Consider the following 15,890-nt stretch of genomic DNA (forward strand, 5'->3'; position numbering starts at 1 on the left):
AAGGGGATATGACAAGAAACTTGTCATATCCTCTTTTTTCGAATAAACAATGTTTCAGATGCTACTTCGAGTTGTCGGAAGCATAATCTTTCGTTATACTCTAGAAGAGGTGAATAACGTGCCAAAATACGAAGAAATCGCAAATATTTTAAGGGAACGAATCCGTTCAAAAGAGTATCCTCCCGATAGTTTTTTGCCTAATCAAGTGGACTTGGTAAAAGAATTTGGTGCGAGCCGGATGACAATCAAAAAAGCCATCAATATCTTAGCGATGGAAGGGCTTGTCTATTCGCAGCGAGGATCGGGAACGAAAATCTTGAATCATCCATTCATGCAAAAAGACACATCGCCCGCTAACGAGTATGAAGGTTTGAGTCTCCAAATGAAACGCAGACATCGTTCTTTGAAGAGTCAAATCATTCATTTTGACGTTGAATTCCCTGATCAATATATCCAAGAACGATTGATGATCGATGCCGAGCAACCTGTCTACAATATTCACCGGTTAAGGATCTTAGATGGCGAGCCTTATGTTTTAGAGCATACCTTTATGCCAGTCCATCTTGTGCCGGGTTTAAAAAAAGAACATTTGTTAGCCTCTATCTATGATCATCTTCATCAAGAATTGAATGTCCATTTTGCAGGGGCTTATCGTGCTATTTCTGCAGATAAAAGTGATGATTATGATCAGCAATATTTGAACTGTGCAGAAAACGATCCTGTACTGGAAGTTCAGCAAGTTGTCTATCTCAAAGATGGACAGCCGATTGAATATTCTTCCAGCCGAAACCGATTTGATGTTCGGAACTATTCTGTGCTGGATGTGCGTTCAACTTAACCAAAGAGGTTGTGGAAAAGCCGCTTAGTTTCGAGTCGATTGATTGTCACAGATACAATCTTTTGAATAATATTTACCAAGTACTTTCAGAAGCTCGTTTCCATCTAATCATAAAAAGACTTATGACCACCCGTAATGATTCTAAAGTTAGCTTTTTAAAGCTAGTTTTTTTGAAATCAACACAGCTAGTCGTAAGTCTTTTTATTTTATTGATCCGTTCCTCCTCTTTTCCATTCTTGATTCCTTTCTGATACTTTAGAAGACAAATTAATTGCAAAATAGAGATGCACCCTCTATACTATGTCTAAATCAACTACTTACTTTTTGTAAGTTAACAGGAGGAAATTTATCATGGATACACAAATCAGAGGAATTCACCACGTCACAGCAATGACATCTAGCGCTACAAAAATCTACCGCTTTTTTACAGATATTTTAGGAATGCGCTTAATCAAAAAAACCGTTAACCAAGATGACATCGAAACTTACCATCTTTACTTTACAGATGATACTGGTGCGCCAGGAACAGATATGACTTTCTTTGATTTTCCAAATCAGCCAAAAGGAAAAAAAGGAACAGATACGATCTCTCGTGCTTCTTTCCGTGTGCCAAGTGACGCTGCATTAGACTTTTGGTTGGAACGTTTTGAAAAATATGACGTTACTCATTCAGCAATCAATGAACGTTTCGGCAAAAAATATATCGAGTTTGAAGATTTCGACAATCAATATTATCAATTGATCTCTGACGAAAACAATCAAGGTGTAGCAGCTGGCATTCCTTGGAAAAACAGCAATGTACCGACAGAATTTGCGATCACAGGACTTGGACCTGTCTTTGTCCGTGTCAGTCAATTAGAGCATATCCGCTTGATTCTTGAAAAAATCTTAGGATTCAAAGAAACAGACCATTCAGGAGATTTCTACTTATTTGAAATCGGTGAAGGCGGAAATGGTGCAAGCATCATTATTGAACATCGGACAGACTTGCCAAAAGCAATCGAAGGATTTGGAAATATCCATCACTTAGCATTGCGTGTAGCAGACAAAGAAGCATTAGAATACTGGATTCAAGTAATCAATAAGATCGAATTGCCAAATTCTGGTTTCGTCGATCGTTTCTATTTCCAATCTGAGTACTTCCTAGCCGCTCATCACGTACTGTTTGAATTAGCAACTGATGGTCCTGGATTCCTTGAAGATGAACCAGCAGAATCCGCTGGAGAAAAACTATCTCTTCCTCCATTCTTAGAAGAACGTCGTGAAGCCATTGAAGCCTATGTCCGTCCTTTCGATACAAGTGATGCAAATAAAAAACGTGAATAATCTCTTCATGCTACTTCATTTGCATCTATAGAAACAGAAAAGAGGGAACAAAATGTCCTACATTTTTGAAAAAGGAACAAGTGGCAAGCATTTGATCTTGCTTCATGGCACAGGTGGCGACGAACATTCTTTACTGGATATCGCTCACTTTCTTGCACCAAACAGTACGTTGCTTTCTTTTCGCGGCACGATCCAAGAAGATGGGATGAATCGTTTTTTCAAGCGTAATGGATTGAATCAATTCGACCTGGACAGTTTGGAAAAAGAAACAGATAAGCTCCATGAAAAAATCAAAGATATCAGCGAAAAAGAACAGATACCGTTAAATGATTGGTTGCTTGTCGGCTATTCAAATGGCGCAAACATCGCTGCTCATTTATTATTGGAGCGTGAGACCAAGCTAAATAAAGGGTTGTTTTTCCATCCGATGTCTCTAGGTGTTCATCAAAGCCGTTCCACATTAGAGGATAAAACCGTCTGGCTTTCTTATGGTGATAACGATCCAATCGTTTCCCCTGCTTCCTTTAAAGAATTGTCCGATCAATTCGAAACGCGCCAAGCAAATGTGACTATTCAGCTAACTGTAACAGGTCATCAGTTGACGATGGACGAAATCGAGCAAGCGAGGGAATGGACAGAGCGTCTTCTAACTAAATAAAAGAAAAGAACTACGACTTACATGACACAACCTGAAGCAGATATCAATCTGGATCATAGTGTGTGAAAGTCGTAGTTTTTTTGTCAGATAGGTTAGTCTCCGCTAGCTGTAATAACAGATTTATTATAAATAGCCGTTTTATGTTTCAAATCTTCCAATCTGCCGATTTTCTCACCTTTCGAATAAAATCCATCAGTAATCCCTAGTGCTTGGAAAATCGTCTGTTTATAAGCGATTTCTGCATTCCATTCGACTGTATCAAGGATTTGCAGTGCTTTATGGATGGCTTCGATTCCTGATTCTCCACCTGTGTTGATCAATACGCCATGTGAATTGAGTAATAACATATGGGGCAATTCTAAATCATGTGTTTTTACGTAATCGCTTGTCAATTCAGCAAGTTCTTCAGAGCAATTAGGCTCAAAGTCCATGACAGGAATCTCTTTTACTTTAGCTGTGGCTTCAGTCAAATTAGGCATAGGCAAACCAGTGGTCGCCCAGAACATTGCATTAGGAGCATGAGCATGCAAAACAGCTTTGATAGATGGATTAGTCTCATACATCGCTTCATGCATATTGATCTCCCGAGTTAATTTTCCAACACCATCGATGATTTTTCGTGTTCCCGGTTCTACTACTAGAACTTGTGCAGGAGAAATTTCTCCAAGATAGGCTTCTGACATCATGGTCGGTGTCATGATGATGTAGTCTTTTCCTTGATCATCAGTGGTTTTAAAGGAAAAATTCCCTCCTGCGACATTTGTATTTTTCCTTTCGAAAATCACTCTTACGATACGTGCCATGTCCTGTCGTTCTCTCTCAAATAACATACGTCCATCTGACATAATGACCCCTCCATTATCTTTTTATAAAACTTTTTTCTCTCAATATTTCTTTGGTAGCTTCTTTTATTTTCATTGATTCTTCTATTTTCTGTTTTCTTTTTTCATCGTACTCTCTGAATAAAACGTGATTTCCATATTTATAGATCACTAGTGCGAAAAAAATGACCAATAGATTGATGATGATATTCTGAGTAAAGAGTCCATATAGAAATAGCAGAAGTGTACCACAAAGAGCTATCGTCCATTTTAATTTTTCTATCTCTTCCCTTTTCATCACTTTCCCACCATTCCGATGCTATTTTTGTAGTTCAGCATAACGTTCGCTCGGGACTTTCGCTTTTATCATATATTTATAAAGTAGAACAAACAGTCCTAGAAAAATTACGCATCCTACAATAGCGAGAATATTTCTATTAAATGCCTCCGCAAATAAAACCCTGAACTCCGGCCCTTCTATTGATGACCATGTGATCAACTGTCCTTTCTTGATTCCCTCGACTGCTCCGCTTTTTTCTGCTAAATCACTGAGTATTGGCGCAAGATAAGTGGCACCGTACAAATAAATAGGCATCGTGAGGATTCCCAGGATCAGCATACGAGCCAAGTTTCCTCCTGTTAGAAGCAATCCGCCGACCGCAATCGAATAGTTGATGATCCCTGCTAATGGTAATACTTGGTTTCCTGGCAAAATAATGGCATAACCGATAAACACAGGAACAAGTAAAATAGCAGTAACCCAAATCTCTGAACGACCAGCTAATATCGGCCAGTCCAATCCAATATATACTTCACGATCCTTAAATCGCTTTTTCATAAATTCTGACATCGCGTCTGCTAAAGGAGACAAAGATTGCATGAACATTTTAGAGATCATAGGAAACAAACTTAATGCTGTAGCTGTTTGGATCGCTAGATTAAGAGAACCTGAAACACCGTACGCAGCAGCAAAGCCAAGTCCCAAGCCAATAATGAACCCCATTACAGAGTTTTCAGAGAAGATCCCAATTTTCTTCTTCAATGCATTCGTATCCGCTCGTTTATTTAATGCAGGTATTTTATCCATGATCATATTGAAAGGGAGCAACAAGACAGCGGCAGATGTCATAAAATGAGTCACTGTTACTAATGGAATCCCTGTGAGATCTTGTATATGCTTCTGAAACATATCACCAAGCTTTAATTCCAATATGACTTGAACCATTGCTGTAAGAAAGCCTGCAGCCAAACTACCAGAAACATAATAAACTAAATAAGCAGTTAAAGCTTTCCCCCAAACATTCCACATATCAACATTTAACGTCTTCGTCCAATTAAAAAGTAACAGTACAAAATTGACCCCAATCGTTACTGCAAAGAATATAAAAGCATAACTCCACGACCATGTGATGCTTGCTGCACCTGTCCACCCAAGATCAAGTGCAGGCAAACTGATTCCCGTATTTTTAGCCAATGCTTCTGATGCTGGACTTACTGCGTTAGACATATAGCCAATGACCATAGACATCCCGCTAAAAGCGATCCCTAAAGTCAATGCAGACATGAATGCTTTTTTAAATTTCATCCCTGCCAATAATCCAAGTATCAAAATAATCAGGGGAACAAAAATGGCTGATCCTAAGTTCAAAACATAATTGATAATGGTTTGGAAAACTTCCATAAATAAACCTTCTTTCTTTCGAAATATAGTAGATAAAACCATGAACCAACTTTTTTATCCGACAATCATTCTTTACTGTATTAACTCTTTGATACTGTCATAAATAGGTTCTACGCCCATTCCAGTTAAAAATGGAATTCCTGGAAATACTTCAATACCTAAATCTTTTGCTTGTTCCAGGACTTCATCATCCGGCTGTGCGACATACACATAGATTCCAGCAGTAGGAAGCTCATTTTGGATCGATTTGTAATCAACTGCTTCTACAGGAAATGTGATGCCATCATCTTCTAACATACTTTGGATCTTACTCGCGATCGTCTGACTAGTTGCTACTCCACTTCCACATGCGACAATTAACCGATTCTTCATTTTTCTTCCTCCTAAATATAATTTGTAATAAGTTCGTATATTTTTTGCGGTGTTTTTTGTTTCTTATAATTTTCCACGAATGTTTCATCCATGAATAAATTCATAAACGTTTGAAGTAATCCTACTTGTTCTTTTGGTTCTTTGATTCCTAAAAAAAATAGATTTTCTACAGTCATTTCCTGATTATCCCCCATTTGATAAAAATAAATTGGGTTCTTCAGCTGCATAACAAAAACGAATGGCTTTTCGACATATTCACATTCCGAATGTGGCAGTGCGATATTTAAATACTTAGTAATCAATCCTGTAGGAAATTCTCTTTCTCTTGCAATCAGTCCATTCAAATAATTCTCATTGACGTACCCCATTTTTTCTAATCGTTGGGCAGCTATTAAAAAAGCTTCTTCTTTATTTTTTACGTCTACCGCTAATTGAATCAGACTAGGAACAAACATCTCTTTATATTCCATTTCTCCACCCTCTTTTTGATTAAGTTTGTTAATTTCATGTTCTACTAAGTTCATCTTTGTTTACAAGAACATTATATTTCTGTTAGTTCGTTTTGTCAACGCTTTCAAAAGAAATTTATTTTGTTAAATTTGATCTACTTGAAAATAAAATCGTTTATCTATATAATTAAGAAGAACAAAGTCGAACAAAAATTGGCTTTTATGTTAAAGGAGTAATTCATATGTTGAAAAAAGAAAGACAAGAACAAATCATTACATTATTAGAGAAAGATTTTTATTTAACTAATTCAGAAATCGCTAACAAATTAGGCGTATCAGAAATGACCATACGCCGAGATGTCACTGAATTAGCAAAAAAAAATAAAGTAAAAAAGCTGTATGGTGGCGTTGAACGAAAGGAACCTTATAATCGAGAACTATCGACTCAAGAAAAGATTGATACGAATGTAGCCGAAAAAAAATATATTGGCCAAGTCATGAACAGTATAATTCCGGATCATTCTACTATTTATGTAGGCGCCGGTACAACGATCCTGTATGCACTTCCTTTCATTCAAAAGAAAAATCTATTTGTAATTACAAATAGTTTGATTGCTTTCAACTATTTGAAGAATCATACTAGTTATCGGATTTTACTTACTGGTGGCGAATTTTCTCCTATTACAGAAGAGTTCATTGGGGAAGTTGCAGAAAGATCTTTTGAAAGTTTGAATGTCGATATCTCTTTCGCTGCAACAAATGGAATATTTGAAAACAATGTCACAACTGCTCAATTTATTGAAGGAAATATTCAAAATGCAGCGCTCAATGCAGCAAAAATCAAATGTATTGTTGCAGATTATTCAAAATTAAATAAATCAGATGTCTATACTTTTAGAAAATTAACCGATTTTGATTATCTAATAACCGATAATCATTTATCAGAACAAGATTTCCATCATTATTCAAAATACTTAACCATATTAAAGGAGCCAAAAAATGATACTGACAATCACGATGAACCCATCCATTGATTCCATTTATTTTACAAAACACTTTGAATTAGGTACGATGACACGCTTTGCTTCTCCGGTACGCTATGTAGGCGGCAAGGGAATCAATTGCGGACGAGCTTCTGCTTTACTAGGTTCATCAGTCATTTTAACAGGGTTTTTGGGCGGTTATTTTGGCGGTATGATTCAAGATATGCTACAAAATGAAAATCTGTTTGATTTGCATTTTTTACCTATTGCAGAAGAATCAAGAGGTGCCGTCACCATCATGCATGATGGTGAAACGCAGACAGAACTTGTGGAAGCTGGTCCTAAAATAGCAGATGCTACTATCAAAAAATTAATGAATGATATCAAACAAATCAGTAAAAATAATTACCTTTCAGTCATTACAATAAATGGTTCTGTCAACAATCAAGACCCCTTTTTGTATGCTAAATTATTACAATATATCAAAGAACAAATAGATCCTTCCACCTATATATTAATGGATATATCTGGACAACATCTCCGTGAAGTCTTAGCAAGTAAGTATAAACCGATGTTCATCAAACCTAATATCCATGAGTTTTCAGATATCATCCATCAAAAAATCACTCAAAAAAGCGACATAAAACACCATCTAAAAACAAATCCACTATTTAAAGATATCGATGTCATCATGGTTTCTTGCGGCTCGTATGGTGCAGTAGTCAAAGTAAAAGAAGAATTTTGGAATGTTGAAATCCCTAAGATCTCTATCACGAATACAACAGGCTCTGGGGATGCCACTGTTGGAGGTTTTGCTCATTCATTAGAACAGAATTATCCTTTAAAAGAATGTGTAAGGTATGCAATGGCTTGCGGCATGTCGAATGCACAGCAATCAGAAGTCGGGAAAGTTATCCCAGCTGATGTAAAAAATTTAGCAAAAAATATTAAAATCACAGAAATGAAATAAATAGTACAAAGTAAATAATTGTTTATATGAAATGAGACACAAAGAGACTGTGACAAAAAATGTACCGACCTCCAAAAGTTAGACCAAAAAATCTAACTTTTGGGGGTCACTACAGTGTCATAGTTCTTTTTTTCGAATAAACGGTGTTCTCTTGCCAACTCCTCGGTCACAAGTCACAATATTCAACAAACATGAGAAGCTGTTTTTTGAAATTGCTCCTTGTGACTTAGAGTGAAACGGCAGGCTCACGACCTCTTGGTATAAACGGTGTTCAAAAGCCAGTTTCTCGGTATTAAGCCAAATTTATGCAAAAATGTGGAAAGCCATTTTCACAAAATTTTTCTTCATACTCGAAACTAAGCGGCTTTTTCACAACCTCTTCTTTAAACGGAGCTCAAAAGCTTGCATCTATGGTAATAAGTCCAACCAAGTCAAAAATGAGAAGCTTTTTTGTCTGTCCTTATTACTTGATGCAGGGCAGCTTTTTCACAACCTCTTTTGGTTACACAAGGTTCTCTTCAAAGAATGTTGCCATTTTTTCAAATGGAATGATGTCTGTCTGGTCGTATAGATCTGTATGGGAAGCTCCTGGAATGATCATGAGTTCCTTGTTATCGCCTTTCAGCTCATTGAAAGCATCCTCCCCAAAGTAACGTGAGTGAGCTTTTTCCCCATGAATGACTAATACCGCATGACGGATTTCTGGAATATAATGCAATAGTTTCGCATTCATAAGTGATAACCCTGATGTCCTATTCCAACCGTCGTTAGAATTTAAAGAACGGACATGGTATCCGCGATCTGTTTTATAATACGCATGGTAATCTTTAACAAACTGAGGAGCATCTTCAGGCAATGGGTCAACCACTCCTCCAGCACGTGCGTAGTCCCATTGTTTGAAATCAATGATACGTTGTGCATTTAATTCTTCACGCATTTTATATCGGGCATCTTCATCCATAGCATCGAAGTAGCCATTGGCTGTTACTCGAGTCATATCGTACATTGTTGAGACGACTGTTGCTTTGACCCGTGTATCGATTGCTGCCGCATTCAATGCCATACCTCCCCATCCACAAATACCGATGATTCCGATTCTCTCAGGGTTTACATTTTTTTGTACAGATAAAAAGTCTACTGCCGCTTGAAAATCTTCCGTATTGATATCAGGCGAAGCAACATATCGTGGTATTCCTCCGCTTTCTCCTGTAAACGATGGGTCAAATGCAATCGTTAAAAAGCCTCTTTCAGCCATCGTCTGCGCATATAGACCAGACGATTGTTCCTTTACTGCGCCAAATGGTCCGCTCACAGCGATTGCTGGCAATTTCTCTTCACTTACTTCTTTTGGTTCATATAAATCAGCGACTAATGTGATACCGAAACGATTTGGGAAGGTCACCTTTCGATGATTGACTTGCTCGCTTTTTGGAAATACTTTGTCCCATTCTTGGGTGATATTTAATTCTTTACTCATATTCTAAACGCTCCTTTGATCAAAATTGACATTTGTTTTTGAATGTATTATCATGATAAAACTTAAACCTGACTTTAGGTCAAGGGCGAAATTTTAATTTAGGAGGATTTTTTTATGTATTCCATTGGACAAGTGTCTGAAATGTTTGGACTTCCTGTTTCTACTTTACGTTATTACGACAAAGAGGGATTATTTCCTGATATCCAGCGTGTTTCCGGTATTAGAAAATTTTCAGAGAGTGAATTAGAGGCCTTGAGAGTCATTGATTGTTTGAAAAAATCTGGTTTAGAAATAAAAGACATCAAGCAATTCATGGAATGGAGCAAAGAAGGCAGTAAGACATTTGCGGTTCGTAAAGAACTATTTGAAAAGCAAAAAGAAGTTGTAGAAGAAGAAATAACAAAATTAGAAAGAGTACTCGCTATGCTAAATTACAAAAGCTGGTACTATGAAGAAGCAATAAAAATCGGCAATGAAGAAGCCGTATTGAAACTGATTCCTGATGATTTACCCCAACATGTAAAAGAAGCTTATGAACATTCTCATTGAACAAACGGATAACTCACTTTCCTTCTCTATGAACTTCATGAAAACATGAATAAACACCTCTAACTGATTGTTAGAAGTGTTTATTTTTTCACTCAAGTATCCTGCACTTACAGAAATATCCTTTTTACCGCCATCCTAATTCTGGAGCGATATCTTTTACGATTGTTTCAAGCAAGTGCATGTTGTATTCTACCCCCAAAGTATTAGGAATCGTGACAAGTACTGTGTCTGCTTCTTTGATTGCTTCATCTTCAGCGAGCTCCTTGATTAATTGATCAGGTTCACCAGCAAAAGTTTTTCCAAAAATCGTCGGGTTCCGGTGATAAGCAAGATAGCCGACAGCATCTTGTTGCGGACTACCGTCTTGTCCAAATAAGCGTCGATCCAAATCAGTGGTGATTGGCTGGATTGAGCGAGTGACCAATGTTCTTGGTTCAAAATCATGACCCGCCTGCTTCCACGCTTCTTTATACGCACGTAATTGGTTTGCTTGTTGGATATGAAACGGCTCATGGGATTCGTAATTGACTAATGTAGATGATTGCAGATTCATTCCATGTTGTGCTGCCCAGATTGCCGTTTGCTGCGAACCAGCTCCCCACCAGATTCTTTGTCGTAATCCTTCTGAATAAGGTTCGATCCGTAATTTTCCTGATCCTTGTGGGAACATTGGTTGAGGATTTGGTTCTGCAAATGGTTTTCCTTCAAGTAGTTCCAAGAATTCAAGGGTGCGTTCCCGTGTCACCTCTTTGATTTCTTCTTCACTGTAATCATACCCAAAGTATTTCCAGCCATCTAGAACTTGTTCAGGTGAACCACGCCCCACTCCTAGTTGCACTCTTCCTTGTGTGATGATATCTGTCAATCCAGCATTTTCTGCCATATAATAAGGATTTTCATATCGCATATCGATAAGTCCTGTGCCGATTTCGATCTTACTCGTCTTTGCGCCGATTGCAGCTAGCAAAGGAAACGGCGACCCAATCTGAGGGGCAAAATGATGTACGCGGAAAAACGCTCCGTCTACTCCAATTTTTTCTGCTTCCACTGCTAAATCGATTGATTGCAAATAAGCATCTTGAGCTGTTTTCACGAGTGATCCTTGCTCCATCCAATGTCCAAAGCTTAAAAAGCCGATTTTTTTCAAGGTAATGACCTCCTCCAACCCTACAAAAATGGAAGGTTTTTTATTTTTAATATAAACTGATTCTACTACTTTTTTTCTTAAAAGACGAATAATTGTTCTCGCGTCATATTCAAGAAATCTATCGGCTTACTATACCCCTACTTCCTTCATCATCTGCCATGCCTTAATCTCTTTTAATAGTCTTTCACATCGTTGTTTTTTGACTCAAAATGATTGTTTCTAACGTGTATTTATGGTAAAAAAGACAGGATGAGTTCTTTGTACACATCAATTTATACGCTGAACAACAAGAAACATATAAACTAAGAAACCCATTGTTTTTTTCGCTCCATCATATAGAGTTTTCTTTAGATAAACAGTTACATTTACTAATACATAACGGAGGAAATCAAATGAAAAAAATCTATTTTTTATGTACGGGCAATTCTTGCCGCAGTCAAATAGCAGAAGGCTACGCGCGTAAATATCTGCCTCCTTCAAAGTTTGAGATCAGAAGTGCGGGGATCGAGACACATGGTTTGAATCCAAGAGCTGTAAAAATCATGGCAGAAGACGGTATCGATATTTCCAAACAGACGTCTGATTTGATTGATAGAGATTACTTTGCTCAGGCAGACTTGATCATTACACTTTGTGGTGATGCCAAAGACAAGTGCCCTGCCGTTCCAAACAATCACGAACACCTTCACTGGGACCTAAAAGATCCTGCACAAGCTGTCGGGAGCGAAGAAGAAATATTAGCGGAATTCAGAAAAGTCAGAGAAGTAATCAAAACAAAGGTTTCTGACTTAAATCAATATGCCCCAAGTTTATAAAGGAATCCTCAAAAATGTTTTTACAATTAACTGATAGATAGAATTGTTCTCTAGCAAAAACTTCTTCTCTTCTTTTTGCTAGATCAATCGTTCCTCCCGTTGACAAATGGATACTTCTCTGCTATTTTATTAGCAATCAATGAAACGCGATGACAAAGAAAGTAAAGTAATGTTAGACGCCAAAGAGAGTTCCTGCTTGGTGAAAAGGAATGCGTATCTGTTACTTGAAAATGGCTTTTGAGCGGATTTCCCGAATATTTAAGGAAATACGGATGTCTACCGTTAACAAGGCACAGTTTCCAAAAGATGATTTTTTTGGGTACTGATCGAGGTAAAGTCTGTGAGGATTTTATAACCAAAGGTGGTAACGCATATCTATGCCCTTAGCAATTTTTTGCTAGGGCATTTTTTTGTACCCACTTTTGAATCGACTATCGATACTAATTAAGTCCATCTACTACTTGACCTTGGATACTATCGAAAGGAAGTGAATTTTCGGAAAATTTTGAATCATCCAACAAAATTTTGACATGATGTGGTCAAAAATTGGAAATGCGCATTCATAAATAAACAATTGGGGGAAAATAGAATGAATAAAAAATTTACAGTAAAGCATATTGTAGCTATCGGTATCGGAGCAGCTGTCTTCTTTATCTTAAAACGTTTCGTCACCATTCCAACAGGTGTTCCAAATACGGATATCGCGACCGCTTACCCTTTTCTAGCGCTGCTAGGCGTAGTTTACGGGCCAGTCGTTGCAGGATTAGCTGGTTTTATTGGCCATGCACTGGGTGACTTAACTACTTATGGTGCTTGGTGGTCATGGATCATTGCATCTGGGATTTTAGGTGTATTTTTTGGTTTATTGACCAAACGTATCCCGATTGAAGAAGGCATATTTGGTAAAAAAGAAATCACGCTCTTTCTCGTGGGTGAAACGATTGCCAATTTAGTGACATGGGTGATTATTGCGCCTGTGGGAGATATTTTGATTTATGCAGAGGCTCCAAGCAAAGTCTTCACGCAAGGAATCGTTGCTGGAATCACAAATGCTATTGTGACAGGGATTATCGGCATTATTTTATTGAAAGCTTATGCACAGACAAAAGTCAAAAAAGGAAGTTTGAACAAAGAAGCTTAGAACGCGAGGAACTAAAATGATCGAGTTTCGTAATTTTACATTTCAATATGACAGCCAAGCCGAAGCAACATTAAAAAATATCGATTTGATTATCCATCCTGGGGAAAAAATTTTGATCATAGGACCTAGCGGCTCAGGAAAATCAACTTTGGGAAAATGTTTGAATGGCATCATCCCACAAAATGAAAAAGGAAGTTTTACTGGTCAATTAACGATCAATGGTAAAAATTTCAGTGAATCTTCTATCTATGATCTTTCATTAGAAGTAGGCACCGTTTTACAAGATACTGACAGCCAATTTGTCGGATTAACAGTAGCTGAAGACATCGCTTTTTCTCTTGAAAATGAGATGATCGAACAAAAAGAAATGCAAGAAACTGTCAATTTCTGGGCAGAAAAGACGAATTTACTGGCCCAATTAGACAAACGTCCGCAAGATCTATCTGGCGGACAAAAGCAGCGGGTAGCAATGGCTGGTGTTTTGATCGATGAAACACCTATTCTCTTGTTTGATGAACCATTAGCTAATCTTGATCCACAGACAGGCTATGAAGCAATCCAGATGATTGACCGTCTCTATCAATCGCAACAATTTACGACGATCATTATTGAACATCGTTTGGAGGAAGTGCTAGCTGCACCAGTCGATCGCATCATCTTGATTGATGAGGGAAAGATCATTGCGGATATAGCTCCTACTGAATTGCTGAAAAGTGATTTATTGTCGAAGTGCGGAATTCGTGAACCCTTATACATCACAGCATTGAAACGATCTGGACTCTCATTGACAGAATTCCCAGATTTAACACAAGTCGATCAACTGGTTTCCCCAGAGATTGCTGCTGCTTTAGCAAAACAACAAGGGACTTTTTGTTCTCCTTCTAAAAAGAAAACGCCGCTATTGACATTGAAAGATGTATCCTTCCACTTCGGTAAGGAACCAATCATCAAAGGAATCGATTTAACTCTTCATCAAAGAGAGATGGTTAGTTTAGTCGGACATAATGGAGCAGGAAAATCCACATTGTCCAATCTCATCACCGGTTTCCATCCTTTCCAAAAAGGCGAACTGTTGTGGAAAGGCCAATCAATCATATCTGAAAGCATCAAAGAGCGAGCGGACAAAATTGGCTATGTACTGCAAAACAGTAACCAAATGCTTTCTAAAAACATAGTTTTTGAAGAAGTTGCTTTGGCTTTAGAAAATCGCGGTGAAGATCCGATAAACATCCAAGAAAAAGTCTTGGAAACTTTGAAAATATGCGGATTGTATGAGTTTCGTAACTGGCCGATTTCAGCGCTGAGCTATGGACAAAAACGACGGGTAGCAGTTGCAGCTATATTGGCACTCGAACCAGAATTGCTGATTCTTGATGAACCGACAGCTGGACAAGATTACTATCACTACACTAAAATGATGGATTTTTTGAAAAAATTGAATCAGCAAGGCCTCACGATTTTGATGATCACTCATGATATGCACTTGATGCTGGAATATACAGAACGGACGATTGTTTTGAAAGAAGGACAAATTATTGCAGATGAAATACCTTCGAAGGTACTATCTTCAACCGATTTAGTTACCTCGGCAAGCTTGCGGAAAACTAGTCTGTATCATTTGGCAAAAAGTAATCAGCTGACAGATGCTAGCGGATTCGTTTCGGCTTTTATTCAGCATAAGGGGGACCCTTATGACAGAGAATAATCTCATCGGTTATGTACCGAAAAAAACAATCATCCATCAACTCAGCGGTTTTACCAAACTTTTTTGTTTTCTATTACTTTCGATTATTGGGATGGTCTCTTATGACACACGATTTTTGCTTTGTCTTGCTGTGTTTTCGGTTCTCATTTTTCGGATAGCCAGAATTAGTTATTCTGAGATCTCTTTTGTATTGAAGTTCATTGCTTTTTTCTCCATTTTGAATTTATTGACTGTTTATTTATTTGCCCCAGAATACGGAGTAGCTATCTATGGTACTCGCCATGTCATCTTTGATGGAATCGGTAGATATACGCTCACTCAAGAACAGATTTTTTATGAATTCAATTTACTGATTAAATATTTCGTTACCATTCCTCCAGGTTTGATTTTTATTTTAACGACGAATCCAAGTGAATTAGCTTCTAGTATCCATCGAATTGGTGGCTCTTATAAAATTGCTTATGCCTTTTCTTTAGCGCTACGCTACATTCCAGATATCCAAGAGGATTTTCGAACGATTTCCAAAGCCCAGCAAGCACGAGGAAATGAACTCTCTGGTAAAGCCTCTCTCATGAAACGGGTACGAGGAAATTTGACGATTGCGATCCCATTGATTTTTTCCAGTTTAGAACGTATTGAGACGATTTCTTCTGCCATGGAACTTCGGCGTTTTGGAAAGAAAAAAGGACGGACATGGCTGTCGGCAAAACCACTGCAACGGAATGATTATCTTGCACTATTTCTCGTTGTCCTCTTTTGTTCAATAGGGATTTTATTAGTTATCCTAAATGACGGACGATTCTATAATCCATTTCATTAAATAGAGGTTGTGGAAAAGCTGTTCTGCATCAAGTAATAAGTCCAGCTAAACAAAAACAGCATTTCATGTTTTTGAATTGGCTGGATTTTAGAGAAACAAAACGGCAAAATAGTTCCTCATATTTTGCCGTTTTTTGAG

Annotated in this window: 17 protein-coding genes and 1 other annotated feature; of the genes, 10 read left to right on the forward strand and 7 right to left on the reverse strand. The window is 37.7% G+C overall.

What is annotated here, in order from left to right; genetic code table 11:
- The first annotated feature begins 118 nt into the window (after nt 1-118).
- The 3 genes from A5816_RS06970 to A5816_RS06985 all read left to right on the forward strand — a co-directional run bounded on the left by A5816_RS06970 (nt 119) and on the right by A5816_RS06985 (nt 2,822).
- Nucleotides 119-838 (forward strand): GntR family transcriptional regulator, encoded by a 720-nt coding sequence (locus tag A5816_RS06970; RefSeq protein WP_179189695.1) that lies wholly within the window; start codon nt 119-121, stop codon nt 836-838.
- Between the two features lie 351 nt (nt 839-1,189).
- Nucleotides 1,190-2,164 carry a ring-cleaving dioxygenase gene (locus tag A5816_RS06980; protein WP_002288275.1) on the forward strand — a complete coding sequence of 325 codons (975 nt, stop codon included), beginning with the start codon at nt 1,190-1,192 and terminating at the stop codon, nt 2,162-2,164.
- Between the two features lie 52 nt (nt 2,165-2,216).
- Nucleotides 2,217-2,822: an alpha/beta hydrolase gene (locus A5816_RS06985; RefSeq protein ID WP_002372978.1), complete on the forward strand. Its 606-nt coding sequence runs from the start codon at nt 2,217-2,219 to the stop codon at nt 2,820-2,822.
- Between the two features lie 92 nt (nt 2,823-2,914).
- On the opposite strand, the gene A5816_RS06990 is transcribed toward A5816_RS06985, so the two are convergent.
- The 5 genes from A5816_RS06990 to A5816_RS07010 form a co-directional block, all read right to left on the reverse strand.
- Nucleotides 2,915-3,667: a class II aldolase/adducin family protein gene (locus A5816_RS06990; protein WP_002372977.1), complete on the reverse strand. Its 753-nt coding sequence runs from the start codon at nt 3,665-3,667 to the stop codon at nt 2,915-2,917.
- Nucleotides 3,668-3,680: 13 nt separating this feature from the next.
- Nucleotides 3,681-3,941 (reverse strand): hypothetical protein, encoded by a 261-nt coding sequence (locus tag A5816_RS06995; RefSeq protein WP_002372975.1) that lies wholly within the window; start codon nt 3,939-3,941, stop codon nt 3,681-3,683.
- 21 nt (nt 3,942-3,962) lie between these two features.
- Nucleotides 3,963-5,324, reverse strand: a complete 1,362-nt coding sequence (locus A5816_RS07000; RefSeq protein WP_044147008.1) for a PTS galactitol transporter subunit IIC — start codon at nt 5,322-5,324, stop codon at nt 3,963-3,965.
- 72 nt (nt 5,325-5,396) lie between these two features.
- A complete protein-coding gene (locus A5816_RS07005) occupies nt 5,397-5,696 on the reverse strand; it encodes a PTS sugar transporter subunit IIB (RefSeq protein WP_002291814.1) in 300 nt (99 codons plus the stop codon).
- An 11-nt stretch (nt 5,697-5,707) separates the two neighbouring features.
- A complete protein-coding gene (locus A5816_RS07010) occupies nt 5,708-6,166 on the reverse strand; it encodes a PTS sugar transporter subunit IIA (protein ID WP_010732816.1) in 459 nt (152 codons plus the stop codon).
- A gap of 221 nt (nt 6,167-6,387) precedes the next feature.
- Here A5816_RS07010 and A5816_RS07015 point away from each other — a divergent pair, with 221 nt between their 5' ends.
- Nucleotides 6,388-7,179, forward strand: coding sequence for a DeoR/GlpR family DNA-binding transcription regulator (locus A5816_RS07015; protein WP_002372971.1), 792 nt, complete (start codon nt 6,388-6,390; stop codon nt 7,177-7,179).
- Nucleotides 7,145-8,098 carry a 1-phosphofructokinase family hexose kinase gene (locus tag A5816_RS07020; RefSeq protein ID WP_086311008.1) on the forward strand — a complete coding sequence of 318 codons (954 nt, stop codon included), beginning with the start codon at nt 7,145-7,147 and terminating at the stop codon, nt 8,096-8,098. Before A5816_RS07015 ends, A5816_RS07020 begins: the two co-directional genes overlap by 35 nt.
- 502 nt (nt 8,099-8,600) lie before the next feature.
- Here the strand turns inward: A5816_RS07020 and A5816_RS07025 are convergent.
- Nucleotides 8,601-9,575 (reverse strand): alpha/beta hydrolase, encoded by a 975-nt coding sequence (locus A5816_RS07025; protein ID WP_086311009.1) that lies wholly within the window; start codon nt 9,573-9,575, stop codon nt 8,601-8,603.
- Nucleotides 9,576-9,689: 114 nt separating this feature from the next.
- On the opposite strand from A5816_RS07025, the gene A5816_RS07030 reads away from it, so the two are divergent.
- On the forward strand, nt 9,690-10,124 hold the full coding sequence (locus A5816_RS07030; protein WP_086311010.1) for a MerR family transcriptional regulator: 435 nt from the start codon (nt 9,690-9,692) through the stop codon (nt 10,122-10,124).
- Between the two features lie 124 nt (nt 10,125-10,248).
- Here the strand turns inward: A5816_RS07030 and A5816_RS07035 are convergent, their stop codons facing one another.
- Entirely contained in the window at nt 10,249-11,271 is a 1,023-nt protein-coding gene (locus A5816_RS07035) for an LLM class flavin-dependent oxidoreductase (protein WP_002315247.1), read from the reverse strand.
- 392 nt (nt 11,272-11,663) lie between these two features.
- Here A5816_RS07035 and arsC point away from each other — a divergent pair, with 392 nt between their 5' ends.
- From arsC to A5816_RS07055, 4 genes are all read left to right on the forward strand, one after another.
- Nucleotides 11,664-12,086, forward strand: a complete 423-nt coding sequence (arsC, locus tag A5816_RS07040; protein WP_086311011.1) for an arsenate reductase (thioredoxin) — start codon at nt 11,664-11,666, stop codon at nt 12,084-12,086.
- A gap of 140 nt (nt 12,087-12,226) precedes the next feature.
- Nucleotides 12,227-12,474: a binding site (T-box leader), on the forward strand.
- A gap of 201 nt (nt 12,475-12,675) precedes the next feature.
- Nucleotides 12,676-13,227 (forward strand): ECF-type riboflavin transporter substrate-binding protein, encoded by a 552-nt coding sequence (locus tag A5816_RS07045; RefSeq protein ID WP_002315249.1) that lies wholly within the window; start codon nt 12,676-12,678, stop codon nt 13,225-13,227.
- 16 nt (nt 13,228-13,243) lie between these two features.
- Nucleotides 13,244-14,932 (forward strand): ABC transporter ATP-binding protein, encoded by a 1,689-nt coding sequence (locus tag A5816_RS07050; RefSeq protein WP_086311012.1) that lies wholly within the window; start codon nt 13,244-13,246, stop codon nt 14,930-14,932.
- The gene (locus A5816_RS07055) at nt 14,919-15,752 is read left to right on the forward strand and encodes an energy-coupling factor transporter transmembrane protein EcfT (protein WP_002372959.1); all 834 of its coding nucleotides are present in this window, start codon (nt 14,919-14,921) and stop codon (nt 15,750-15,752) included. The genes A5816_RS07050 and A5816_RS07055 overlap by 14 nt, the downstream gene beginning before the upstream one ends.
- The last annotated feature ends 138 nt before the right edge of the window (nt 15,753-15,890 follow it).

This window comes from Enterococcus sp. 3G1_DIV0629, assembly GCF_002141285.1.
Taxonomy (GTDB): domain Bacteria; phylum Bacillota; class Bacilli; order Lactobacillales; family Enterococcaceae; genus Enterococcus_B; species Enterococcus_B lactis.